23 protein-coding genes are annotated in these 25944 nt (G+C 48.9%); 13 read left to right on the forward strand and 10 right to left on the reverse strand.

What is annotated here, in order from left to right; genetic code table 11:
- Positions 1-3 precede the first annotated feature (3 nt).
- The 8 genes from hemF (at position 4) to ICL07_RS18750 (ending at position 10186) form a co-directional block, all read left to right on the forward strand.
- Positions 4-918, forward strand: coding sequence for an oxygen-dependent coproporphyrinogen oxidase (gene hemF / locus ICL07_RS18715; protein ID WP_223151986.1), 915 nt, complete (start codon positions 4-6; stop codon positions 916-918).
- A 130-nt stretch (positions 919-1048) separates the two neighbouring features.
- A complete protein-coding gene (locus ICL07_RS18720; RefSeq protein ID WP_188089544.1) occupies positions 1049-1420 on the forward strand; it encodes a four helix bundle protein in 372 nt (123 codons plus the stop codon).
- 21 nt (positions 1421-1441) lie between these two features.
- On the forward strand, positions 1442-2416 hold the full coding sequence (gene hemB / locus ICL07_RS18725) for a porphobilinogen synthase (protein ID WP_281389627.1): 975 nt from the start codon (positions 1442-1444) through the stop codon (positions 2414-2416).
- 65 nt (positions 2417-2481) lie between these two features.
- Entirely contained in the window at positions 2482-3777 is a 1296-nt protein-coding gene (hemL, locus tag ICL07_RS18730; protein ID WP_188089545.1) for a glutamate-1-semialdehyde 2,1-aminomutase, read from the forward strand.
- Between the two features lie 115 nt (positions 3778-3892).
- Entirely contained in the window at positions 3893-4321 is a 429-nt protein-coding gene (locus tag ICL07_RS18735) for a hypothetical protein (protein WP_188089546.1), read from the forward strand.
- 145 nt (positions 4322-4466) lie between these two features.
- Complete coding sequence (locus ICL07_RS18740; protein ID WP_188089547.1) at positions 4467-5585, forward strand: efflux RND transporter periplasmic adaptor subunit; 1119 nt, start codon at positions 4467-4469, stop codon at positions 5583-5585.
- Between the two features lie 34 nt (positions 5586-5619).
- Complete coding sequence (locus ICL07_RS18745; RefSeq protein ID WP_188089548.1) at positions 5620-8760, forward strand: efflux RND transporter permease subunit; 3141 nt, start codon at positions 5620-5622, stop codon at positions 8758-8760.
- The gene (locus ICL07_RS18750) at positions 8753-10186 is read left to right on the forward strand and encodes a TolC family protein (RefSeq protein ID WP_188089549.1); all 1434 of its coding nucleotides are present in this window, start codon (positions 8753-8755) and stop codon (positions 10184-10186) included. Before ICL07_RS18745 ends, ICL07_RS18750 begins: the two co-directional genes overlap by 8 nt.
- A gap of 171 nt (positions 10187-10357) precedes the next feature.
- Here the strand turns inward: ICL07_RS18750 and ICL07_RS18755 are convergent, their stop codons facing one another.
- The 3 genes from ICL07_RS18755 to ICL07_RS18765 are packed head-to-tail and all read right to left on the reverse strand — an operon-like array spanning position 10358 to position 12749.
- On the reverse strand, positions 10358-11155 hold the full coding sequence (locus ICL07_RS18755) for a carboxylesterase family protein (protein ID WP_188089550.1): 798 nt from the start codon (positions 11153-11155) through the stop codon (positions 10358-10360).
- A gap of 42 nt (positions 11156-11197) precedes the next feature.
- The gene (locus ICL07_RS18760; protein ID WP_188089551.1) at positions 11198-11995 is read right to left on the reverse strand and encodes a class I SAM-dependent methyltransferase; all 798 of its coding nucleotides are present in this window, start codon (positions 11993-11995) and stop codon (positions 11198-11200) included.
- Between the two features lie 16 nt (positions 11996-12011).
- On the reverse strand, positions 12012-12749 hold the full coding sequence (locus ICL07_RS18765) for a glycosyltransferase family 2 protein (protein WP_188089552.1): 738 nt from the start codon (positions 12747-12749) through the stop codon (positions 12012-12014).
- Positions 12750-12935: 186 nt separating this feature from the next.
- Here ICL07_RS18765 and ICL07_RS18770 point away from each other — a divergent pair, with 186 nt between their 5' ends.
- Both ICL07_RS18770 and ICL07_RS18775 read left to right on the forward strand, forming a co-directional pair.
- A complete protein-coding gene (locus ICL07_RS18770) occupies positions 12936-14264 on the forward strand; it encodes a hypothetical protein (RefSeq protein ID WP_188089553.1) in 1329 nt (442 codons plus the stop codon).
- Positions 14265-14383: 119 nt separating this feature from the next.
- The gene (locus ICL07_RS18775) at positions 14384-15325 is read left to right on the forward strand and encodes a hydrogen peroxide-inducible genes activator (protein WP_188089554.1); all 942 of its coding nucleotides are present in this window, start codon (positions 14384-14386) and stop codon (positions 15323-15325) included.
- A gap of 135 nt (positions 15326-15460) precedes the next feature.
- On the opposite strand, the gene ICL07_RS18780 is transcribed toward ICL07_RS18775, so the two are convergent.
- The 3 genes from ICL07_RS18780 to prmA all read right to left on the reverse strand — a co-directional run bounded on the left by ICL07_RS18780 (position 15461) and on the right by prmA (position 17955).
- On the reverse strand, positions 15461-16261 hold the full coding sequence (locus ICL07_RS18780; RefSeq protein ID WP_188089555.1) for a M48 family metallopeptidase: 801 nt from the start codon (positions 16259-16261) through the stop codon (positions 15461-15463).
- 110 nt (positions 16262-16371) lie between these two features.
- A complete protein-coding gene (gene plsY, locus ICL07_RS18785) occupies positions 16372-17013 on the reverse strand; it encodes a glycerol-3-phosphate 1-O-acyltransferase PlsY (RefSeq protein WP_188089556.1) in 642 nt (213 codons plus the stop codon).
- 114 nt (positions 17014-17127) lie between these two features.
- Positions 17128-17955 carry a 50S ribosomal protein L11 methyltransferase gene (gene prmA / locus ICL07_RS18790; RefSeq protein WP_188089557.1) on the reverse strand — a complete coding sequence of 276 codons (828 nt, stop codon included), beginning with the start codon at positions 17953-17955 and terminating at the stop codon, positions 17128-17130.
- 139 nt (positions 17956-18094) lie between these two features.
- On the opposite strand from prmA, the gene ICL07_RS18795 reads away from it, so the two are divergent.
- A complete protein-coding gene (locus ICL07_RS18795) occupies positions 18095-18670 on the forward strand; it encodes a hypothetical protein (RefSeq protein WP_188089558.1) in 576 nt (191 codons plus the stop codon).
- A gap of 102 nt (positions 18671-18772) precedes the next feature.
- On the opposite strand, the gene ICL07_RS18800 is transcribed toward ICL07_RS18795, so the two are convergent.
- From ICL07_RS18800 to ICL07_RS18810, 3 genes are all read right to left on the reverse strand, one after another.
- Entirely contained in the window at positions 18773-21109 is a 2337-nt protein-coding gene (locus tag ICL07_RS18800) for a polyribonucleotide nucleotidyltransferase (protein WP_188089559.1), read from the reverse strand.
- Positions 21110-21232: 123 nt separating this feature from the next.
- Positions 21233-21505 carry a 30S ribosomal protein S15 gene (gene rpsO, locus ICL07_RS18805; protein WP_079470431.1) on the reverse strand — a complete coding sequence of 91 codons (273 nt, stop codon included), beginning with the start codon at positions 21503-21505 and terminating at the stop codon, positions 21233-21235.
- Positions 21506-21647: 142 nt separating this feature from the next.
- Entirely contained in the window at positions 21648-22343 is a 696-nt protein-coding gene (locus ICL07_RS18810) for a cell division ATP-binding protein FtsE (RefSeq protein WP_188089560.1), read from the reverse strand.
- Between the two features lie 174 nt (positions 22344-22517).
- Here ICL07_RS18810 and ICL07_RS18815 point away from each other — a divergent pair, with 174 nt between their 5' ends.
- Both ICL07_RS18815 and ICL07_RS18820 read left to right on the forward strand, forming a co-directional pair.
- Complete coding sequence (locus ICL07_RS18815; protein ID WP_188089561.1) at positions 22518-22883, forward strand: BlaI/MecI/CopY family transcriptional regulator; 366 nt, start codon at positions 22518-22520, stop codon at positions 22881-22883.
- A gap of 39 nt (positions 22884-22922) precedes the next feature.
- Positions 22923-24653 (forward strand): M56 family metallopeptidase, encoded by a 1731-nt coding sequence (locus tag ICL07_RS18820; protein ID WP_188089562.1) that lies wholly within the window; start codon positions 22923-22925, stop codon positions 24651-24653.
- Between the two features lie 69 nt (positions 24654-24722).
- Here the strand turns inward: ICL07_RS18820 and ICL07_RS32715 are convergent, their stop codons facing one another.
- Complete coding sequence (locus ICL07_RS32715) at positions 24723-25901, reverse strand: AIR synthase related protein (protein WP_188089563.1); 1179 nt, start codon at positions 25899-25901, stop codon at positions 24723-24725.
- Positions 25902-25944: the final 43 nt, after the last annotated feature.

Raw genomic sequence — 25944 nt, forward strand, 5'->3', positions numbered from 1 at the left:
ACCATGAGCATCAAAAACGAATTCATCGCCTTTATCCAGGGCCTGCAGGATGAAATATGCAGCGCCTTTGAAAAAATAGACGGTAAAGCCACCTTCCGGGAAGACCATTGGGAACGCCCCGGCGGCGGTGGCGGCCGCTCCCGCGTAATCGCCGATGGCAACGTATTTGAAAAAGGCGGCGTCAGCACCTCCGTCGTACATGGCGACCTGCCGGAAGTGATGGCACAACAGTTCGGTGTCAGCAACAGCAAATTCATGGCCTGCGGCATCTCCCTGGTGATACATCCGCTCAACCCCTTCGTGCCCACCGTACACGCCAATTTCCGTTACTTCGAACTGTATGATCAGGACGGACAACTGAAAGACAGCTGGTTTGGCGGCGGCGCCGATCTAACGCCGTATTATCTCGAAGAAAAAGACGGCAGTCATTTCCACCGCACTTTCAAAGAAGCCTGCGACCCTTTCGGCACAGACCTCTACCCGAAATACAAACAACATTGCGATGAATATTTTATCAATAAACATCGTAATAACGAAGCCCGCGGTATAGGCGGTATCTTCTACGATTACCTGCGGCCCAATGCCGAAAAAACAGCCGATCAGCTCTTCGCTTTCTCCAAAGCCAATGGCAACGCTTTCCTGAAAGCCTACCTGCCCATTGTGGAGAAAACCAAAGACCTCCCCTATACCGAAGCACACAGAAGCTGGCAAGCGTATAGGCGCGGACGTTATGTGGAATTCAATCTCATTCACGACAGGGGTACCCTGTTCGGCTTAAAAACCAATGGCCGCACAGAGTCCATCCTCATGAGCCTTCCACCCGTGGCCCGCTGGGAATACGATTTCCATCCGGCTCCCGGAAGCCGGGAAGCGCAGCTTGTAGAATGGCTGAAACCACGCGACTGGATTAATATTTAGGGATTTACGGATTTTTTGATTTTGGGATTTTGGGGAGAGGAAGGAGGATATGAATATGAAATATTAAGGAAATATTGTGGGTATTGGGTAAATTGATTAACAATTGATTTGTTAACCAACCCTCAATATCATGGATAAGTTCACTTTACAGGAGAGAACCAAAAAGTTTCATATTGCTGTTATTCAATTGTGTGAAACTTTACCTAAAAACGCTGCTGCGTATGAAATTGCCAAACAATTGATTAGATCAGCTGGCAGTGTAGGAGCAAACTACCGGGCTGCCTGCCGGGCAAAATCCAGAACAGATTTTATCTATAAAATTAAAGTTGTGCTGGAAGAAACCGATGAATCATTATACTGGCTGGAAATTTTGACTGCCGCAAAGATTATGACTTCCACCGCGGTGAATACATTGATAAAAGAGGCCAGGGAGCTGGTATTAATATTCAATGCGACAGACAAAACAGCTAAGGATAATTTAATCAAATCAAAAAATCCGTAAATCAAAAAATTCGAAAATAAGATGATGCTAAGAAGAAACCGCATTTTACGCACCTCCCCTGCCATTCGTGCAATGGTAGCAGAAACAATATTGCGGCCCAGCGATTTTATCGCGCCCCTGTTTGTAACTGAAGGAGAAAATGTGCAGGAAGAGATCAGCTCGATGCCCGGCTATTTCCGGTATTCACTGGACCTCACTATCAGAGAGGCCAAAGAACTGTGGAGCCTCGGTATCAAAAGTGTATTGCTTTTTGTGAAGGCCCCCGATAGCGTTAAAGATAACAAAGGTACAGAGGCCGTTAACCCGGACGGTTTGATGCAACGCGCTATCCGCGGCATTAAAAACGCCATCCCTGAGATGGTAGTCATGACCGACGTGGCGCTGGACCCCTACTCTTCCTACGGTCACGATGGTATCGTAGAAGGTACGGAGATTGTCAACGATCCTACCGTGGAAGTACTGGCCCGTATGAGCCTCAGCCATGCGCAGGCTGGCGCCGACTTCGTAGCGCCCAGCGATATGATGGATGGTCGTATCCTTGCTATCCGTAATATCCTGGAGCAGCATGGTTTCGATAAAACCGGTATCATGTCTTACAGTGCCAAATATGCCTCCTGCTTCTACGGTCCTTTCCGTGATGCACTGGACTCCGCTCCGGGCTTCGGCGATAAAAAAACTTACCAGATGGACTACGCCAACTCCCGCGAGGCCATCAAGGAAACACTGATGGACATTGAAGAAGGCGCTGATATTGTGATGGTAAAACCCGCTATGGCTTACCTCGATATCATGCGCATCATCAAAGACAGTACGACCGTTCCCGTTAGTGCCTACCATGTGAGCGGCGAATATGCCATGATCAAGGCAGCAGCACAAAACGGCTGGCTGGATGAAAACAAGGCTATCCTGGAAAGCATGACCAGCATCAAACGTGCCGGCGCCGACCTGATTGCCACTTATTTCGCTAAAGATGCCGTAAGATTGCTGAACGCTTAATTCAGTATCTTGCAATCAGAAAATAAAAAAATAACTAAATAACCAAATAAAAAAGGTTTCCTTTCATGTACAGCTACAGCAAAAGTGAAATGTTATTCGGGAAAGCCAAAGAGGTCATCCCCGGCGGCGTAAACTCCCCCGTGCGTGCATTCAAAAGCGTAGGCGGTGTACCGGTATTCATGCAACGCGCCCTGGGCGCCTTTATGTATGATGTGGACGGTAACAGGTATATTGACTATATCAACTCCTGGGGCCCTATGATCCTCGGACATGCCTACGAACCGGTGGTAAAAGCCATCCAGGAATATGCCGCCTTCTCCACTTCCTTTGGCGCGCCTACAGAACTGGAAATAAAAATTGCGGAACTCATTGTGAGCATGGTGCCCAACATCGACATGGTGCGCATGGTAAATTCCGGTACAGAAGCCTGTATGACTGCCCTCCGGCTGGCGCGTGGCTATACCGGCCGCAACAAATTCATCAAATTTGAAGGCTGTTATCATGGGCATGCGGATGCATTCCTGGTAAGCGCGGGCAGCGGCGTGGCTACCCTCGGTATCCAGTCCGTTCCCGGTGTAACCGCTACCGTTGCAGATGATACGCTGACAGCGCCTTACAACAATCTCCCTGCGGTAGAACAGCTGATCGCCGATAATCCGGAACAGATCGCTGCTATTATCGTAGAACCGGTAGCCGGCAACATGGGCTGTATCCTGCCCCAGCCGGGCTTCCTCGAAGGGCTGCGCCAGCTCTGCGACGCCAACGGTATCCTGCTCATTTTCGATGAGGTAATGACCGGTTTCCGTCTCGCCCGTGGTGGGGCACAGGAACTGTTCGGTATCCGCGCCGACCTGGTGACCTTCGGTAAAATTATCGGCGCTGGTATGCCTGTGGGCGCTGTGGCGGGTCCCAAAGAAATCATGGAAAACCTGGCCCCTGCTGGTAAAGTATACCAGGCAGGCACCCTCAGCGGCAACCCTATCGCGATGATTGCCGGTTATACGTTGCTGCAAACACTCAATGACAACCCGGTTATCTACCAGCAATTACAGGAAAAAGCCGATTACCTGGTGAGCGGCCTCCGGGAAGCGTTTGGCGCCTCCGGCAGCGTGTACCAGATCAATCACCTCGGTTCCATGCTCAGCGTACACTTTACCGAATATCCGATTATTGATTTCACCAGCGCTTCCGCTGCCAATAACGAATTATTCCGGCGCTTCTTCCATGCTATGCTCGAACGCGGCGTATATCTGCCACCATCAGCGTTTGAAAGCTGGTTCATGTGTAATGCGCTCACCAACGAAGAACTCGATGCCACTATACAAGCTGCTAAAGCAGCGATGCAGGCTATCAAACAATAATGATCAGTAAAAGGGGAAGGGTTGGCTATAGCCAACCCTTTTTTTATGCACTCATCTTACCGATTATCAAATAACCAAATCCGCAAATCAAAAATTAGAATTATTTTCGTGGTCCATGAGCCTGCCGTCACACATATTCAAACGTTGGATGTTGGTGTTCCTGCTGTTGATCACACAGCTGGTCACCGGTGTATTGCCGTCTATGGCGTCACACAGACACCTGATATTTGAACAGATCCACCGGCAGGCGGCATTGGAAGATTATCTCGAAAATCTAGCTTCGAAACTGCCGCCTCAGCTGGAAACAGATGACCCGGAAGATGATCAGGAAGCCATACATGCTACCAAACACCGCCGTAAAACACGGTATTACCTCAGCGCTTCCTCCCAGCAGTTTAGTATTGCCACCCGTGTGGCTTATATTGAGGGCGGCAACCCTTCCAATTATTGTCTTATCAAAGAAAACCTGCCCGGCGAATATGGCCGGCAGAAGGCTTTTTTACCCGCCTACTACAGTTTCCTTTTCCGGTTTACGCCCTTCTGAGTACGCTTTCCCTTTTTTTTTTACTGTTTTTCTTTAATCATTTTTTAGGGAGATGACAACCTTTACCGCTACCCTGGCGGAATGAGCCTTCCTATGTGTTGAACTAATCTTTCCGGCACCACCGGAAACAATAACTGTTATATCTATGCGTCAAAATACAGGGATTTACGTATCGCTGCTCGCGTTATTCGCGGCGGGTTGCGTAACCAAAGGAGAAAGTACCGGAAATGAGGAATTGAAATCATTACCTGTTACCAGCCTGGTGGTAAAAGATACCACGCTGCACCGTACTTATGTGACCGACATACAAGCTGTTCAGAATGTGGAAATACGCGCCCGCGTAAGTGGTTTTCTGGATAAAATTTATGTGGATGAAGGGCAGGAAGTAAAAAAAGGACAGCTGCTGTTTGGTATCAGCGATGCGGAATACAGCGCTGAACTTACCAAAGCGAAAGCGGTGCTCAGCAATATGGTGGCGGAAGCCAAATCTGCCAGCCTGGAACTGGAACGCGTAAAAATGCTGGTAGAGAAAAAAGTAATTGCCGCCTCCGAACTGGAAGTAGCCAAGGCACGCCTGGCTGCTGCTCAGGCTAAAATAGACGAAGCCCGCTCGGCGGAAAGCAATGCTGCTATGCGTCTCTCCTATACCAGCGTTCGCGCACCTTTTGATGGCATCATCGACCGTATACCGCTGAAAAAAGGAAGCCTCATCAGTGAAGGCGCCCTGCTGACCACCGTGTCAGATACCCGCGAGGTATATGCCTATTTCAACGTATCCGAAACAGAATATCTCCAATACAGCAAAGCCATCGCCAAAGGCGACAACAGCTACAACCAGGTGCACCTGGTACTCGCCGATGGCAGTGATTATCCAAACGTCGGCAAAATCGAAACCATGGAAAGCGAATTTGAAGAGAACACCGGTTCCATCGCTTTCCGCGCCCGCTTCCCCAATCCTGTCAAGCTCCTGAAACATGGCGCCAGCGGTAAAGTACGGCTCACTTCAGAAATGGACAGCGCTATCATTATCCCGCAAAAAGCGGTGTTTGAAATGCAGGACAAAAACTATGTCTTCGTAGTAGACGCTTCCAACAAGGTGACGATGCGGAACTTCGTTCCACAAGCCCGGTTCTCTCATTTCTACATCGTAAAATCCGGCCTCAAACCCGGTGAACGTATCGTATGCGAAGGGGTACGCAATATCCGCGACGGCGTACAGATTGCTCCCCGCACGGTACCGATGGACAGTTTACTGAGAATATAAATCACTACGCTTATTAGCTGAAAACGAGAGATCAATGTTTGAAATATTTATTAAAAGACCGGTGTTATCACTGGTCATATCGCTTATTATCACCTTGCTGGGCCTGCTGGCGCTGTTTACACTGCCGGTTACCCAGTTCCCCGATATCGTACCTCCCTCTGTAACGGTAACGGCCAAATACACCGGCGCCAACGCCGAAGTATCGGCCAAAGCGGTATCCACTCCGCTGGAACGCGCTATCAACGGGGTTCCCGGCATGACCTACATGTCGTCGGTATCCAGTAACGATGGTATCACCGTCATACAGGTATTTTTCCAGGTAGGCACCGACCCCGACCAGGCGGCGGTAAACGTACAAAACAGGGTGGCTACCATTATCGATGAATTACCGGAAGAGGTGATCAAAGCCGGGGTAACCACCGAAAAAGAGGTAAACAGTATGCTGCTGTATCTCAACGTGATGAGTGAAGACACCTCACTGGATGAACAGTTCATCTACAACTTCGCCGATATTAACGTATTGCAGGAACTGAAACGTATTGACGGGGTAGGCCGCGCCGAAATTATGGGCGCCAAGGAATACGCCATGCGCGTATGGCTCAAACCAGACCGCATGCTGGCCTACAACGTATCTGCCGATGAAGTCATCGCCGCTATCCGCAAACAGAACATCGAAGCAGCTCCGGGCAAAACCGGCGAGAGCTCTGATAAAAATCCCCTGTTGCTGCAATATGTACTCCGTTATACCGGCAAGTTTTATGAACCGGACCAATACAAACAAATTGTACTGAGAGCCGGCGCCGATGGTTCGGTACTGCACCTCAAAGACGTAGCCGACGTGGAATTTGGCTCTCTCACCTACAGCATGGTGTCTAAAACGGATGGCAAACCATCTGCTTCCATCATGCTTAAACAAAGGCCCGGCTCCAATGCCCGCGAGGTAATCACCAATGTGAAGAAAAAGATGGAAGAGATGAAAAACACCTCTTTCCCGCCGGGCATGACCTACAACTTCAACTACGACGTGTCCCGCTTCCTGGATGCCTCTATCCATGAAGTGGTACGCACCCTCTTTGAAGCCTTCTTGCTGGTGTTTATTGTGGTATTTATTTTCCTGCAGGATTTCCGTTCCACGCTCATCCCGGCGCTGGCCGTACCCGTGGCCCTGATTGGTACGCTTGCCTTTATGCAGATGATGGGCTTCTCTATCAACCTGCTCACCCTTTTTGCACTGGTACTGGCGATCGGTATTGTGGTGGATAACGCGATCGTAGTGGTGGAGGCCGTCCACGTTAAAATGAGCGAAGATCACCTGCCGCCCATGGAAGCTACCATTGCCGCGATGCGCGAAATCAGCGGCGCACTGGTGGCTATCACCCTGGTGATGTCTGCGGTGTTCATACCGGTAGCATTCCTTTCCGGTCCGGTAGGGGTGTTTTACAGACAGTTCTCCCTCACCCTCGCTATCTCCATCGTGATATCGGGTATCAACGCAGTAACGTTAACGCCTGCACTCTGTGCCATCATGCTGAAAGACACGCATGGTAAGCCACGTAAAAAGAGCCTGCTGCAACGTTTCTTCAATGGTTTCAACAAAGGATATACCGCTACCGAAAACAAATACGCCAAACTGGTAAGCTTCATCGCAGGCCGGAAAATGATCACACTGATCGCACTCGCCGGATTCTTCGTGGCTACCTGGGGCGCCAGTGCTATCCTGCCTTCCGGCTTCATCCCTACGGAAGATCAGGGCATGATCTATGTCAACGTAACCGCTCCTCCCGGTGCTACGGTAGAACGTACCGAAGAAGTGCTGGACCAGATACAGGCGATCGCTGCCAGGCTGGACGAAGTAGAATCGGTGTCCACCCTGGCGGGTTACAGCCTCGTGAACGAAGTAGCCGGCGCCTCTTATGGCATGGGCATGGTCAACCTGAAACCCTGGGACGAACGCAAGGCTACGGTGAACGATATTATCGCCAAACTGCAAAAGCTGACTGCCGGCGTATCGGATGCCAGTATAGAATTTTTCCCGCCACCAACGGTGCCCGGCTTCGGCAACGCCAGCGGTTTCGAACTGCGCCTGCTGGACCGCAGCGGCAGCGGTGACCTGCGGCAAACCGCCCAAATCACCAACAACTTCATCGATGCCCTGAAAAAACGGCCGGAAATCGGTAGTGCTTTTACCAGCTTCGATGCGGAATTCCCTCAATACCTGATTCATGTGGACCAGGGCATGGCGGCTAAAAAAGGCGTCAGCATCGATAATGCGATGAGCAACCTGCAAACGTTGATGGGTAGCTACTATGCTTCCAACTTCATCCGCTTCGGACAGATGTACAAGGTAATGGTGCAGGCAGATCCCGCCTTCCGGGCCAAACCCGACGACCTGCTGCGCCTGCACGTAAAAAACGATCGCGGTGAAATGGTGTCCTACGCCGACTTCGTCAAACTGGAACGGGTATACGGCCCGGAACAACTTACCCGCTACAACATGTACACTGCCGCTATGATCAATGGTGACGCAGCTCCCGGATACAGCAGCAGCCAGGCTATCGAAGCGGTGCAGGAAGTCGCCGCCAAAGAACTGCCCAGGGGCTATAGTTACGAATGGAGTGGTATGACCCGCGAACAAATCCTTTCCGGCAACCAGGCGGTATACATCTTCATCATCGTATTGGTATTCGTATACCTGCTATTGGCTGCCCAGTATGAAAGTTTCCTGTTGCCTTTGCCGGTGTTATTGTCACTGCCCGCGGGTATCTTCGGCGCCTTCATCTCTTTAAAGCTGGTGGGACTGGAAAACAACATCTACGCGCAGGTAGCCCTCGTTATGCTGGTGGGTTTATTGGGTAAAAACGCCATCCTCATTGTGGAATTCGCCATTCTGCGGAACAAACATGGCGCCTCCGTACTTGATGCCGCCAAAGAAGGCGCGGTGTCCAGGTTACGGCCCATCCTCATGACCTCCTTTGCCTTTATTGCCGGCCTGATACCGTTGTGTATCGCTTCAGGCGCAGGTGCTATGGGCAACCGTTCCATTGGTACCGCTGCTGCCGGTGGTATGCTGATAGGCACCCTCTTCGGGGTGATCATCATCCCCGGCCTCTATGTGCTGTTTGCCTCCATGATTCCGAAAAAGAATGTTGAACTGAAAGCTTACACCAATGAATAAACGAATATATCAATATACACTGGCCGCTTGCCTGCTGACCGGCGCAGGCGCATGCACCACGCAGAAAGCACTACAGTTGCCGGAAAGCACCCTGGCTACCGCCACTACAGCACCGGATACGGATACTTTATCCTTCTCCGGCTTTGACCGTATTTTCCAGGACGCCCACCTGAAAAACCTGGTGGACAGCGCCCTGCATCATAACTACGACCTGCTGGCCGCCACCCGGCGTATTGCAGCCGCGCAGGCCAATCTGATGATGGCCCGCAATGCCTGGCTGCCATCCGTCAACCTTTCGCTTACTGCCGGCGTAGACCACTTCGCGGATTACACCATGACCGGTGTCGGTAACTTCGATACCAATAAATCTCCCAATATCAACAACGATCAACGGGCTCCTGACCCTACACCGGAATATTTCGCCGGCATCCGGAGTTCCTGGGAGATAGACATATGGGGTAAACTAAAACAGCAGCGTCATGCTACTATGGCCCGTTTCCTCGCTACCAGCGAAGCACGCCGCCTGCTCACCACCCAAATTGTAGCAGGCATTACCGGCCTGTATTATGAGTTGCTGGCCATGGATAATGAACTGACCATCATCCACCGCAACATCAAATTACAGGAAGCGGCCGTAGCCACCGTACACATACAGAAAGATGCAGGCCGCGCTACCGAACTGGCAGTACAGCAATTCACCGCACAGCTGCTCAGCACAAAGGCGCTCGAATACGGCGTTAAACAGGAAATAGCCGCCATTGAAAACCAGCTCAACGCCCTGATGGGCCGGCTGCCACAGCCTATTGTACGCAGCACCGTAGCGGATACCGGCAGCCTGCCACTCAGCGTGCCGTCCGGTATACCGGCCCAGCTGCTGCTGCAACGCCCGGACATCCAAAAGGCCGAGCTGGAACTGAGCGCTACAAAAGCAGACGTGAAGGCCGCCAGGGCCGCCTTTTTGCCCGGTCTTACCATTACGCCTTATGCCGGTTTTAATGCCTTTAAAGCAGGACTGCTGTTTAAATCACCCGCCTCCATCGCCTGGGGCGCACTGGGCAGCATCACCGCTCCCATTTTCAATAAAAAACAATTGAAGGCACAATACAACATTTCTACCGCTAACGCCTATACGGCATTCTACGAATACCAGCAGGCTATCATAAACGGTTACCAGGAAGTAGCAACCGCCCTTAATAAGGTGGAGAATCAACAACAGGCCTATGACCTGAAATCGAAGGAGGTACTGGTATTACAACAGGCCGTATCTACAGCCAACATTCTGTTTACCACCGGTTACGCGAACTACCTGGAAGTGATCACTGCCCAGAAAAGCGTACTGGAAGCGGAACTGGCGTTGGTGACGACAAGGAAAAATGTGTACCAGGGGCTGGTATCGCTGTATAGGTCATTAGGCGGCAACCGCTAATGGCGATGATGTATGCGGATTTCGCCGATGAGCGGAGATGAGCGCGAAGCGTAGAATCGATAGATAGGAGTGATGAATAAAACCTTCTTTTTTTAGATGATGATTTGACCCGGAAGGTTTTAAAGAGCAAAGAGGCAGCCGTAGGGCTGCCTCTTTTATTTCGGGATGGAATTATTTCTTTTTATGCGAAAACAGCCACCGGAACAAGTCTGGTTCTACAAAAACATTATCCCAGCTGTTGTGCCCTACGCCGGGGTATTCCGTGTATTTGTATTCCGCTTTCAATGATTTCAGTTTCTCATCGTAAGCACGGGAGGCTTCAACGGGTACCACACCATCGGCGCCGCCGTGGAAAATCCAGACAGGCACTTTACCGGCGAAACGGCCGGCTTCATCCACATTACCGGCGCCGCAGATGGGGAAGGCAGCAGCAAAGAGCTCCGGTCTTTTGGTGATCAGGTAAAAAGTACCCATGCCGCCCATAGAGAGACCGCCGATGTACACCCGTTTTTTATCGATTTTACCGGTACCCAGCAGGCTGTCCAGCAGGGTATTGAGCGCTGCCGTGGCTGGCGGGGCCGGAGCGTCGAGGGGGAAAGTGGCAGCGGTGATTTTACCGGTAGCGTCGCGTTTGTAGTCCATCGGCGCCCACCAGCTGCCGGTAGGGCATTGCGGCACCAGTACAAAAGCGGGGTATTTGTTCCGCAGGCTGTCGCGGAGGAACATGGTTCCGCCGTGCAACAGTTGCGCGTTGTTATCGTATCCCCGCTCTCCTGCTCCATGCAGAAAAACGACGAGCGGATATTTTTTATGAATATCGTAGTTGGCGGGCATCAGCAGGCGGTAACGCAATGTATCGCCGTGATGGTAATAGGTTTCATAGCTAAAAGCGTCTAAGTCCTGGGCATGGCTCCAAAGGCTTGTCGCCAGCAGGCAACAGCAAAGCAGTACGTATCTGAGGTAGTTCATATGAGGAATTTGTTCCTAATATACTACCTGCATTCGGTATTTTTAATATTTCAGGGTGAAATGCTGTTTTACTTTGAAGTCTTTCCGGAAAAACACCAGTCCGATAAAAAACAGGTCGATGGTCATGGTTACCTGTTCATGTTCCCGGATGGTATGCCAGGCTGCCTCCATATCCGGTGTCCAGTGGATATCGTCGAAAATCAGGAGGGAATATTCGTGCACATATTGCAGGCATTGCTCAAAATATGCCAGGGTGGGTTCTTTCCGGTGGTTGCCGTCGATGTATACCCAGTCGGGCCGCTGCATCTGGCGGAGCACGTCGGGTAGTACCGTATCGAAGTTACCGGTCACCTGGGTAATATTATTGAGGTGCAATGCATCGAAGTTTTTGCGGGCTCTGGCGGCAATATTAGGGCAGCCCTCGATGGTATATACCCGGGCGCCAGGGGCCGCTTTGGCCATATAAGCCGTGGAAAGGCCCATAGAGGTGCCTAATTCCAGCAGTTGCTTCGGTTGAAGGTATTGAACGAGCCGGTAGAATAATTGCCCGAATTTGGGCTGTTTGGCGGCATAGCGGGTAATGTCGCTCACTTTCCGCTCGTTGCCGGAAGAAATAAGGGAACCGGCCCCCAGGTCGGTGACCTGGAGGGTTTCGGTGCTGGCCAGCAATTGTTTACGCAGCTCTTCAATTTCACCGAAGGCGGCATGGTTGGTTTTATCCAGCAATACGTCTTCTATCAGGGAGAAAACGAAAGGGGAATGAACATCATGACGGTTCCCGGCGGTAAAATAATACCGGAGGTATTTGGTGGCTAATCGGTATTGCTGCGCTAAACTCACTGACTATACGAATTTTTTAATAAATTTTTCCTTTAAGGAGGCCCCACATATGCAGGCGGTGTTGCAGGGAAACCCGCAGTACACCCAGTCCATAGATGGCGCTCCGTTTGAAGTTGATGCTCGACGCCTCTTCAAAATATTTGGTCGGGCAGGTTATTTCCGCAATATCGTATCCTTTCATGAATATCTGCGAAATCATTTCATTATCAAATACAAAGTCATCGCTATTGGCCATGTAGTTGATACTTTTCAACACCTCTCCGGAGAAGGTACGGTAACCGGTGTGATACTCGCTCAGCTTCTGCCCTATCAGGACATTCTGCGTGAACGTAAGCATACGGTTAAATATGTATTTGTACATCGGCATTCCGCCTTTCAGTGCGCCTTTACCCAGGATACGGGACCCGAAAACAACCGGATACAGATCGTTGGCGATGATACTGCACATAGCGGTAATCAGTTTGGGCGTATACTGATAGTCCGGGTGAAGCATCACCACCACATCAGCTCCCAGCTCCAACGCCTTGTTGTAGCAGGATTTCTGATTGCCGCCATATCCTTTGTTATTGTCATGGCGGATCAGGTGCTTAATCCCCAATTGTCTTCCTATTTCCAGGGTTTCATCTTTGCTGGCATCATCTACCAGTACCACATCGTCCACGATGTCGAAAGGGATTTCCCGGAATGTCTTCTCCAGTGTAAGTGCTGCGTTGTAGGCCGGTAACACTACCACTATCTTTTTGTCATTCAGCATGAAAGTGGATCAAATTTGGGTGCAAAGGTAACTCACCTGCTGATAATTCAAAATATATTGCTCAAATGGGCATGTGTACCACCCATCATGATTTAATTTTAACTATTATTAATTATTTATCTTTGTAGCTTGATGATTTTGGCATCATATTTTCTAAAATTTTTGTTAACAAAAAGCAAAAAGAACATGTTAAAACACCTACCAACGGAAATGAAGCATGGCAATGGGTTTGAAACCACTTGTAATCATTCGTTACCGTTAGTACAGCCCGGAAAAAAATCCTGGACTTCGAAATGGATGAAAGTGCTGCCGGCACCCTTTATCTTTTTGTTAACCTTTCAGGCCGCACAAGCACAGGACCCGGAATTGAAGGCCATCACTTCCCCGGTCATCAAAACACAGGACACTACCATCCGCAAACTGGTGGAAGAAATGCAGCGCATTACGGACAACGATAAAACGAATTCCAATGCTATCCAGGCCCTGCTGCAGGGTAAAGAGATCGATAATATGAGCAAATACGATCTCATTAAAAACAATATCATTAACGCGAGTGAAACCTATTATCTGCTCAACAAAAAAATCATTGACCTGAAATCGCGTACCACCACCAATAACCTCGATGTATTTATTACCTCGCTCAATAACCCGGAAAGTAAAGCCCTGGGGTTCTCCCTGAGCGACCGCATCGTGGAACTGGTGGAAAAAATCATCCTGAAAAACAAATCGGATAAGGGCGAAAAAAATTCAAAGATCGTGGAATCCACCAAATCCATTATCAACAGCCCTATTTTCCAGAGCTTTACCTCGCTGACGCCGCCACTGGCCATTGCCAACTCGGTGATGAACTTCCTGCACAGCGTCAGCGTCAACAACAAACAAATCAACCAGAAATCACTGCAGGACTTTGAAAAAGAACTGAATAAGTATGTAGTGTATTATACAGCGCTGAATGATGCCAACCAGAAATTTGAGTACGGGCTCAATTTCAACAAGGACCAGCTTAGCCTGTTACAGGATAACCTGTTTGATCACCTTTCCTTTACCGCCACTTCCCTGAAGTTCCCGGCGCCACAGAAAGGCAACAAACCTTTGAGTCAAACCATGAATGAATATTTCTACGAGTTCAAAAAAGAAAAAGTAGTAGAATATTTTGGTCAGCTGGAAACCAAATACACCAAAAATAAACGCATCGATTATGAATCGTTGCTGCGGGAAAACCCCAATTTGAAAGAGGTGAACAACCAGCTGGAAGACCTGGTGCTGCAAACCAAACGTTTCGAAAATCTGTATAACGAATACTTCACCCTGCTGGACTCTTACTACACCAAGGTGAACAATTCGCTGAAGATCGCCCAGGACAACGGATTAGCCGATAAAAGCATTATCGACAACAAACAGGCGGAATTCCGTAACCTGAAAACCGATGCCGTGCAGGAAATCCAGGCATCTATCAACATCCGCGAACTGTATAGCAATACGGAAAAAATCAAGTACCGTTACCGCATATTCTAATTACGAATTACGAATTACGAAAAAAAGCGAAGATCATATACTGGTCTTCGCTTTTTTCGTAATTCGTAATTCGCAATTCGTAATTGTCTATCTATAGATTTTATCAATATCTTTGCAGCATGACAACGGTTCAATTGGAATACATAGTTGCGGTAGATACCTACCGGAGCTTTGTGATAGCGGCGGAAAAATGCTTTGTTACGCAGCCTACGCTGAGCATGCAGATACAAAAACTGGAAGATGAGCTGGGCATTAAACTGTTTGACCGCAGCAAACTGCCGGTAGTTCCTACTGAAATAGGCATTGCGGTCATCTCACAGGCCAGGATTATCCTGAAGGAAAACGCCCGTATCCGTGAAATCATCGCTGACCAGAAAAAAGAAGTACAGGGTAACCTGAAAGTGGGCATTATCCCTACCCTGGCGCCTTACCTGCTTCCCCGCATCCTGACGGGATTCATGAAAAAATATCCCAAGGTAAAGCTCGAAATATGGGAATATCCCACCGAACAAATTATTCACCAGCTGAAACAGGAGCTGCTGGATTGTGGACTGCTGGCTACTCCCCTGCATAATCCCCATTTGGAAGAACACCCGCTGTTTTATGAATCGTTTGTGGTATATGCCGCTAAAAGCAACCCGCTTTACGAGAAAAAAGTGGTGAAAGCAGAAGAGCTGGAGCTGAAAGATGTATGGTTGCTCAATGAAGGGCATTGTATGCGCAACCAGGTATTGAATATCTGCAAGGATAAATTCACCATGGGCGAACATAAAAACCTGGAATACAATACCGGCAGCGTGGAAACGCTCAAACGTATGGTAGACCTCAACGAAGGATATACGATTCTGCCGGAATTATCCCTGCAGGACCTCTCCACCCGCCAGCTCAATATGGTACGTTATTTTAAATCGCCCGAACCGGTGCGGGAAATCAGCCTGGTGACGCATCGTCACTTTATCAAACAGGCATTGATAGAGGCTTTTAAAAAAGAGATCCTGGCCCATGTGCCGGAGAAGACCAAGGTGCAGAAAAACAAGAAAGTGATCGAAATCGATATTTGATTTACGGATTTTTTGATTTACGGATTTCGGGGATAAAAGCGAAGATAAAACACGAAGACCGAAGCGATACGTATATCGCTTCGGTCTTCGTGTTTTATCAATCCCGAAATCCGTAAATCAAAAAATCCGTAAATATTATCTGGGCTTATAGTATTTCATGGCTTCCGGCATCAGCTGTTGCAGTTGCTGTACGCGTCTGGCGTCGCTGGGGTGTGTGCTCATGAATTCCGGTGGTTTCTGGCCGTTACTCATGCTGGCCATACGTTGCCAGAAAGGAATGGATTCCTGTGGATTGTAACCGGCCATAGCCATAAAAATAACACCGAGGTGATCGGCTTCCAGTTCGTTCTGACGGGAGAAGGCCATGATGCCCAGGTTACCGCCTACGCCGAAGGCCTGGTTAAAAAGATTAACCGCAGTAGGGTTTTTACCCAGGGCTACTGAGCCGGCTACCTGGATACCTTGTGCTACCAGACCCTGGCTCATACGTTCGTTACCGTGACGGGCAATGGCGTGGGCAATTTCGTGTCCCATTACGCAGGCCAGTGCTGTTTCATTCTGGGTAACAGGCAACAGTCCGGTATATACCACCACTTTACCTCCCGGCATACACCAGGCATTCACTTCTTTACTATCTACCAGGTTAAATTCCCATTTGTAGTCGGCGATCTGGTTGCTCATACCGTTCTGATTCATGTAGGCAGTAACGGCGGCGGCAATACGTTGACCTACCCTTTTTACCATCTCCGCATCCCTGTTGGTGCTTTGCGACACTACTTTGTTGGAGGAGAGAAAGGACTGGTATTCCTGGAGTGCCATGGACTGCATGGTGCTTTCGGGGAGTAGGTTTAACTGGCTACGGCCTGTAATAGGCACGCGTGTACACGCTGCTAACAGTCCGATGCCGGCAGTAAAGATAAGTGCGATCTTTTTCATGGGTGAATCAAATTTATAATGCAGAAAAGCATAAAGCAAAAAGCGTGCACACTTCATGTTGGCCCGGCTTTCTACTTTATGCTTTGATGTCTATATCCGAAAAAGTTGAATTAATGTTTTTCTTTTCTGTTCCTGAACAAAGGCACTTTGCTTTCGTTTCCTTTCAACAGACGGGTAATGTTTTTCTGATGTGTTAACACTACCATCAACGCTACAGCGATGGCGAAAATGCGATAATATATTTCGGGTTCGTTAAAGATATACAGGATCAGGACCGGAAATGCAATGCTGGCGATGATAGAGCTTAAAGATACATAACGGGTGAGGAACAGGATCATCAGGAATACGCCTACGCAGCAGAGCGCCACTACCGGTTGAATAGCCAGCACCAGGCCAAACAGGGTAGCGATACCTTTACCGCCACGGAAACTGGCCCAGATCGGGAAAATATGCCCTACTACCGCAGCCAGCCCCAGCCCAATCTGGAGATTGACCAGCTGTGTCAGGTGTTCGGGATCTTGATAGTAAGAAGCCAGATATGCTAACCGTACAGCCAGTACGCCCTTCAACATGTCCACCACCATCACAAAAGTTCCTGCTTTGGGGCCCAGTACCCGGAATGTGTTGGTAGCACCGGCATTGCCGCTGCCATATTCCCTGATATCCATCCCGAAGACGCCTTTACTTACCCATACCGCTGTCGGAACAGAACCGATCAGATAAGCACAAAAAAGCAATAAAATTTCTGTCATCACTATAAGTTAGGATTGCTAAGATAACAAATTCTGTGTTAAAATTAAGCAAACATTAGAAAAGTTCGTAACACAAAAGTTGGATTATCAGCACTTTTCATATAAAGTTTTATACTATTCCTTGCCCGAGGCCTTCAGTTTCAGTGCCAGCCAGTTGTCTTTCTCTATTTTTTCCACCGGAGTGAAGCCTGCCGGAATAGCTGCTGCCAGGATTTGTTGTTCATCGGATGGCATGATGCCGCTCAACAGGAGAATGCCTTCCGGCACCAGCAAACGGCGCATATCATGCATAAAACGCAGTAATACATTCAGATTGATGTTGGCCAGAACAATATCATAAGTGCCGGTTACTGCCTCCAGGTTGTCTGCCTGCCATACCGTTGTATGCCGGGTATGGTTGGTTGTAATATTCTCCAGCGTGTTATTCACCGCCCACTCATCATAATCAATCGCATCGGTTTGCGCGGCCCCCATTTTATCGGCCAGGATAGCCAGGATGCCCGTACCTGTACCGAAGTCAAATACCTTCTTCCCTTCAAATGAAATGTGTTGCATCAACCGTATCATCGATGAGGTAGTAGCGTGATGCCCTGTACCAAATGACATTTTAGGTGTAATCACAATCTCATAGGTGGGCGCCGGTGTAAACGGCGGATGAAAAGCAGCCCTGATGCCACAAAAACTGTCTACCACTACAGGCTCAAAATTGCTTTCCCACAGTGCGTTCCAGTTGGTCTGTTGAATCGTTTCTTTCGTATAGGTAATACCGTAAGATAACAAGATGGACTGTAATAATGCTTCATCGAAATCAGCTTCCGGAATATAGGCAACCAGTTGGTCCGTCTGCTCCTCAAACCCCTCGTAATTCGCCTCCGACAACTGTGCAATCAACAAATCAGCCTGTTCTGCACTGACCTGTAGCGTAATAGCTATATGTGACATATGCGGCAAATATAATCATTTGCCCGAAACAACCGCCAGACCGGATAAATAGTAAGGAAATATTTACCCGGCAGCTAATTTATAACAAATTATATTAATATTATTATATTTGACATATAAACACTAACCGATATTACCTATGAAAACGTTACTGCTCCTGCTCGCAGGCATTGCCTGCTCATGGGCCGCCAGCGCACAAACAGTGATCAAAGTGCAGCCGCCCTCCGAACCCTTCCGGGATTCTATCATGTACCAGGGAGATAATGCGGTCCTGATTTTCGACCGTCAGCACCTGATGGATTATATGATCACCATGGATACCACTTTGCGTAACAACAAAAACAGCAACAAAGTATTCCGTAATATTCAATTTGCGAAGCTGAGTACGGTTGATATGGCCAACCATTTCCTGAAAGCCTATTGTTTCCTGGAAGATACGCTCAACCGGGAAATCAGTCTGCGTACCGACCGGATGAACCTGCTATGGGCAGAAGATTGCGGCATCCTGATGCCTTATGTGGAAGAGATACTGCCGGACCTGCTGGCTACAGGCAATCTGAAAATAGTAGAGCGGGGCAGCAAAGTAGTGCAACCAGCCTATAAGCTGATCTTTGAACCGATTAACAACAACAACTACCGGGTATTCCGGATGAACAACGGTAAGGAGATTTTCCGGGAGAGCACTTTCTGTGTAGAACAGATGACGCGGAGATAGCTATTTACATTTTCCCGAAAACAGAAAAGCAGCCACTAGACAGTAGCTGCTTTTTCATTTATCTAATTTCAGTTATAAATACCGTAGTTGGATAAACCGGGCCTATTCCTCATCGAAAGTAGGCTCTTGTGGTTTTTCAGGACGATCCTGACGTTCCGGACGAGGGCCACGGTCGCGGTCACCTCCACGGTCACGTCTGTCTCTGTCGCCACCACCACCGCGTCTGTCGTCGCGTGGACCACGATCGCGCCTGTCGCCGCGATCACCGCGGTCGCCACGATCACGGCGATCACCTTCTTCTCTTTCCGGTCTTTCTACATAACCTTCCGGTTTAGGCATCAGCACTTTGCGGCTCAGTTTGAACTTACCGGTTTTAGGATCGGTACCGGTGAGTTTCACTTTTACTTTTTCGCCTTCTGTAAGTACGCCTTCCATCGTTTCCAGGCGTTTCCAGGACACTTCGGAGATGTGCAGCAGGCCTTGTTTGCCAGGCATGAACTCTACGAAAGCACCGTAAGGCATGATGGATTTTACGACAGACTCGTACACCTCTCCTACTTCCGGAACGGCTACGATGCCTTTTACCCATGCAACGGCTCTGTCCAGGCCATCTTTCTGTGCAGAGAAGATGCTCACTTCGCCGGTTTCGCCTACTTCTTCGATATTGATGGTAGTACCGGTTTCGCGTTGGATTTCCTGTATGATTTTGCCACCGGGTCCGATCACAGCGCCGATAAATTCGCGGTCGATGATGATCTTCTCCATACGTGGTGCGTGTGGTTTTGGTTCAGGACGGGCAGCAGGAACAGCGGCATACATCGCTTCCACGATGTGCAGGCGTCCTTTTTTAGCTTGTTCCAGCGCAGAACGCATCACGTCCATGCTGAGGCCGTCAACTTTGATATCCATCTGGATACCAACGATACCATCGCGGGTACCGGTTACTTTAAAGTCCATATCACCCAGGTGATCTTCATCGCCGAGGATATCGGTCAGAACTGCCCATTTGCCGTCGGAAGCACGGGAGATAAGGCCCATCGCTACGCCGGAAACGTGTTTCGGCAGGGGAACACCCGCGTCCATCAGTGCCAGGGAGCCGGCACATACGGTCGCCATAGAAGAGGAACCGTTAGACTCGAGGATATCAGAAACTACACGTACTGTGTAAGGGTATTCGGAACCAGGCATCATTTGCTTCAGAGAGCGCATAGCCAGGTTACCGTGCCCTACTTCACGACGGCCGGGGCCGCGCATCATTTTCACCTCACCGGTGGAGAATGGCGGGAAGTTGTAGTGCAGGATGAATTTAACGTAGTTGGAAGTAGCAGCGCTTTCGATCAGCAGCTCATCTTCCGGAGTACCCAGGGTAACAGTAGTCAGGGACTGTGTTTCACCACGGGTAAACAGTGCGGAACCGTGCGGGGAAGGCAGCAGATCTGTTTCCATCGCCAGCGGGCGCACCTGGTCCAGGGAACGGCCGTCGAGACGTACCGATTCGTCCAGGATCATGTTGCGGATCACTTCTTTTTCCAGGTCGTGGAAGTATTCACCTACTAATGGTGCATCTTCTTCCGGTAATTCGCCCAGATGCTCTTTCAGTTCCTCAGCGATTTTTTTGAAAGCATCGCTGCGGTCGTGTTTGGCAGAAGCAGATTTAGCTACCGTATAGATTTTATCTTTTGCAAAAGCGATCACTTTTGCTTTGAGTTCTTCGTTCTGGTGAGGCTGTGCGTATTCACGTTTGCCTTTTACGCCTTTCAGGTCACGCAGCTCTTCCTGCGCTTTCACCTGTACTTTAATAGCAGCGTGTGCAGCTTCAATAGCAGCGATCAGGTCTTCTTCCTGGCATTCCTTGCTCTCCCCTTCCACCATCATGATGTTCTTTTCAGTAGCACCGATGATGAAGTCCATATCAGCTTTCGCCAGATCGGAACGGTTAGGGTTGATTACATATTTACCTTCGATACGGGCTACTCTTACTTCAGAGATGATTTCCTGGATGGGCACGTCAGAAACGGCCAACGCAGCAGATGCCGCCAGGCAGGCCAGGGCATCAGGCATTACTTCAGGATCAGAAGAGATGAGGGAAACCAGTACCTGAACTTCGCAGAGATAGTTATCGGGGAACAGCGGGCGCAATGCACGGTCAATCAGGCGGGAGATCAGGACTTCATAGTCGGAGAGTCTGCCTTCACGTTTGAAAAATGATCCGGGGATACGGCCGGCAGATGCAAATTTTTCCTGGTAGTCAACAGTAAGCGGGAAGAAGGACTGGCCGGGCTTCGGTTCTTTATTCGCTACCACAGTGGCCAGCAGAATTGCATTACCCAGACGCACCGTTACCGCTCCGTCAGCCTGGCGGGCCAACTTACCGGTTTCGATGGTCACTATACGACCGTCTCCTATATCGAATTTCACTGAGATAGGTGTCAGATTCATAAAAAAGTGAGGATTAATTAGATAACGTTATCCATTTACAATCACAAGGATAACAAAAGGTATACATACAAAAAAACTATTCCCAACATAAAAGTTGGGAATAGCGCTATAATTAAGTCATGGTTACTTCCTGATACCTAACTTCTCAATGAGGGCACGATAGCCGGTGAGGTTGGTTTTGGACAGATAAGAAAGCAAACGCTTTCTCTGACCTACCATTTTCATCAGACCGCGATGAGTGGAGAAATCTTTTTTATTTTGTTTCAGGTGACCGGAAATGCTGTTGATACGCTCAGTCAGCAGGGCAATTTGCGCTTCCACAGAGCCTGTATTTTTCTCGCTTCCGCCAAATTCCTTAAAAATATTGGCTTTCTTTTCAACAGTTAAGTAAGACATCTTTAAAAATAATAAGTAATGATAATGTTTTTTGTCGCTATTTTTCCGGTGCAAAGGTAATTTAAAAAATACGAATTACCAATAAAGCCGGAATTTATAATAAATTCGGATTTATCTATATCTATAATATTATACAAATCAACTAGGCAGAGAAATTCAGCGCTGCGTTATCTGTTACATGCCCGTTTTCAGTCTTCAACACACGGGAAGGGAACTTCTGCAAAACGATATAATCATGGGTAGCCATTACAATAGCGGTACCCTCCCGGCAAATACGGAATAAAAGCTGCATAATACCATCAGACGTTTCCGGGTCCAGGTTACCGGTAGGCTCGTCTGCCAGGATCAACCGGGGAGAATTAAGCATTGCCCGGGCAATATCTATACGTTGTTGCTCACCGCCAGACAATTCATAAGGCATTTTGAACCCTTTGGTGCTCAACCCAACCTTGTCCAGTACGTCCGCAATTTTATCTTCCATCTGCTTATGGTCCTGCCAGCCGGTAGCCCGCAAGGCAAATTTCAGGTTGTCGTGCACGTTACGGTCGGTCAACAGCTGAAAGTCCTGAAACACTACGCCCAGATTACGACGCAGGTATGGAACCTTCTTCCAGTCCATCTTCTTCAAATCAAACCCTACTACCTGGCCGGTACCATCTTTTAAAGGCAGATCCCCGTACAGGGTTTTCAGCAGGCTGGACTTACCCGTTCCCGTTTTACCAATAAGATATACAAACTCCCCCTTGTTCACCGTAATATTCACATCAGATAATATCAATGTATTCCCCTGGTAAATACTGGCATTCGTTAATTGGATAATCGGTTGTTCGGACGTCATGTACTTGTTCGGTTTAATGCTAAACTGCGTTATGGCGACAAAAATAACCAATTAAAAAATAATTCGTTGTGTGTGTGGACATCTTCCTGACAAAAAAGGCTTTTATCGTTAAACTAAAAAAATAGTTGTCAAACTAAAAACTTAGTTGTATTTTAGATTTAACAATTTCAACGTATGAAACAACTAACCAAAGCGGAAGAGCAGATCATGCAGGCGCTCTGGCAAACCGGGCCAGCTTTTGTGAAAGATATTATTGAAGCGCTCCCGGAACCGAAGCCGCACTACAACACGGTATCCACCCTGGTAAAAATCCTGATGGAGAAAGGTTTTGTGGACTTTAAGGCATTTGGCAAATCACACCAGTATTTTGCCCTGATCACCAAAGAAGCCTATAGCCGCAAAACGCTGAACAACCTGGCCAAGAGCTACTTTGGCGGTTCCTTCAGTAATATGGTGTCTTTCTTTGTGAAAGAAAAGGAACTCAGCGTGAACGACCTGGAACAGCTGGTGCAGAAAATAAAAGACCACGAAAAAAAGTAACTGCAAAACTTTATTCCGTCAACCTGAATTATGCATCCCATGACACCGCTTATTTACCTGGAGAAAGTGGTACTCTGCAGCGCCCTGCTGTATGGATATTACCACCTCGCCCTGCGCAACAACCGTTTCCATCAATGGAACCGTTATTACCTGGTGCTCATCACGCTGGTATCGCTGGGCGTTCCATTGTTAAAGATACCGTTGCCCGGAGGCCAGGACGCGCCTTCCGCCGTATATGCCTATACCAGTAAGATCGTGGTGCTGCGGGAAACCGTAGTAGCGCCGGCAGCACAGCCTTCCGACTATTTACGTATATCCATCACCGTTATCTACGCATTAGTCGTGTTATTCGCCATATACCGGCTGCTGGCCGGTATCTTCAGTATCCGCAGACTGATACGCCACAGCCACGTACAGGACATTCCACCCTTCCGCTTTGCCCGTAATCCGGAAGTGAAAGCGCCGTTTTCCTTCTTCCGCTATATCTTCTGGGATATGGAGTCCAGCCTGGACACGCCCCAAAACAAACAGGTACTAAAACACGAGCTGGTACATCTGCAGGAAAAACACAGTCTCGATAAGATGTTACTGGAAGTAATCACCGCCTTTTGCTGGATCAACCCTTTCTTTCACCTGATTAAAAGAGAGCTGGCACTGGTACATGAGTTTATCGCCGACAAAAAAGCCGCCGGCGACGAAGTGGCCGGTTACGCCGAAAATATTCTCCGCAGCGCCTTTGACAGCCCGCAGTTTTCCATTACCAATGAATTTTTCCATCCGCCTATAAAACGAAGAATTCTTATGCTTACGCAATTCCGCCAACCCAGATTCAGTTATTTACGCAGGATACTCGTGCTGCCGTTAGCAGCCACCATATTCTGCTCATTAGCCTTTGTGGTTGACCAGCGCCCCGCCGCCATTCGGGCGCTGGTACCCACCGGCATCCTGCCTGCTGCCCCTTCCGGAAACACCGTTGCCGCTGAAGCGCCGGTGGTTGTTGCAGACACCACTCCTTCCAAACGCAAACAGGAAGACGCCAGGGTAGTGTATGTTGACAATACCTCTAATCTGACAGTCCACCCTTCATTTCCCGGTGGACAGGAGGAACTGGCCAGATTTCTGACCAAAAATATCCTGTATCCCAAGCCAGCTCAGGAAAAAGGTATCTCCGGACTGGTGAAAGTGCACTTTGTCGTTGAACCGGATGGCAGTATTACCGGTATTTCCACCATCAACGACCAGCTGGGAGGCGGCCTGGAAGAGGAAGCCATCCGCATAATAAAGATCATGCCCCGTTGGAAACCCGGAGAATCGAATGGGAAAAAGGTGCCGGTAGATTACATCCTTCCCATCAGGTTTACGGTACAGGAAATGAACCCGGTGGTGGTAACTACCTCTAACAAGGTCCAGTTTTCGCCACCCCCTGCGCCTGCCGGCAACTCTTCCAACGAAGAGATATTCACTTTCGTGGAACACCCGCCCACCTTTGTCGGTGGTGAAGAAGAGCTGGCAAAATATCTGTCCAAAAACATCAGATACCCCAAAGATGCTGTGGAACACAAAGCTACGGGCACTATATTCGTGCAGTTTGTGGTAGATAAAGAAGGACATATACAACAAGCCAGAACCGTAGGCTCCAAAAAGGGTTATGGTCTGGAAGAAGAAGCGCTTCGCGTAGTGAAGGAAATGCCTGAGTGGAATGCAGGCGTACAAAACGGCAGAAAAGTAAACGTACAGTTCAACCTGCCTATCCGTTTTACCATGCAATGATTTCCTGTTTGATAAAAGCAAAAGCGCCGGGCAATACTGTCCGGCGCTTTTGCTTTTATTTGAAAGATGTTATTGGTAGATGAAAGTGCCTGCCGGCGCTTTCACAGTCACTTGTTTTTGTGCAGCTGCTTCTACCCTTCCGATGATTTGTGCATCGATGTTGAAGCTTTTGGAAATGCTGATGATATCTGCCGCAATCGCTTCCGGCACATACAACTCCATACGGTGCCCCATATTGAACACCTGGTACATTTCTTTCCAGGACGTGCCGGACTGCTCCTGTATCAGGGTAAACAGCGGCGGAACCGGGAACAGGTTGTCCTTGATCACGTGCAGGTTTTCAATGAAGTGCAGCACCTTTGTTTGAGCGCCGCCGCTGCAATGCACCATACCGTGAATTTGCGGACGGAACTGCTCCAGTACTTTTTTGATTACCGGCGCGTAGGTACGGGTAGGTGACAATACCAGTTTACCGGCATCCACGGCGCCGAAGCCAGGGATATCTATTTTGTCTGTCAGGGCTTTTTTGCCGCTGAACACCAGTTCAGCCGGAATACCCGGATCGAAGCTCTCCGGATATTTGGCTGCCATAGCTTTATTAAACACGTCGTGACGGGCGCTGGTAAGACCGTTGCTGCCCATACCGCCGTTATATTCCGTTTCATAGGTGGCTTGTCCGTAGGAAGCCAGTCCCACTACCACATCACCGGCCTGGATACGATCGTTGGAGATCACATCGCTGCGTTTCATGCGGGCGGTTACGGTAGAATCCACGATGATGGTACGTACCAGGTCGCCCACATCGGCCGTTTCACCGCCGGTAGAATAGATGCTGATACCGTGTTTACGCAGTTCGGCGAGAATATCTTCGGTGCCATTAATAATAGCCGCGATCACTTCACCGGGCAGCAGCTGTTTATTACGGCCGATAGTAGAAGATAACAGGATGTTATCCGTAGCGCCTACGCAGAGCAGGTCGTCCATGTTCATGATAATGGCATCCTGAGCAATTCCTTTCCAGACGCTAAGATCACCGGTTTCCTTCCAGTACATATAGGCCAGGGAGGATTTGGTACCCGCGCCATCGGCATGCATGATGTTGCAATAAGCTTCATCGCCGCCCAGGATATCCGGCACTATTTTACAGAACGCCTTCGGAAAAAGGCCTTTATCAATATTTTTTATGGCATTGTGCACATCTTCCTTGCCAGCTGAAACACCACGTTTGGCGTAAATATTATTATCCACCGGAAATCGAATAAATATGAGAATAAAGTAACAATCTGGCTGC

Source organism: Chitinophaga qingshengii, assembly GCF_014529935.1.
In the GTDB taxonomy this organism is placed as follows: domain Bacteria; phylum Bacteroidota; class Bacteroidia; order Chitinophagales; family Chitinophagaceae; genus Chitinophaga; species Chitinophaga qingshengii.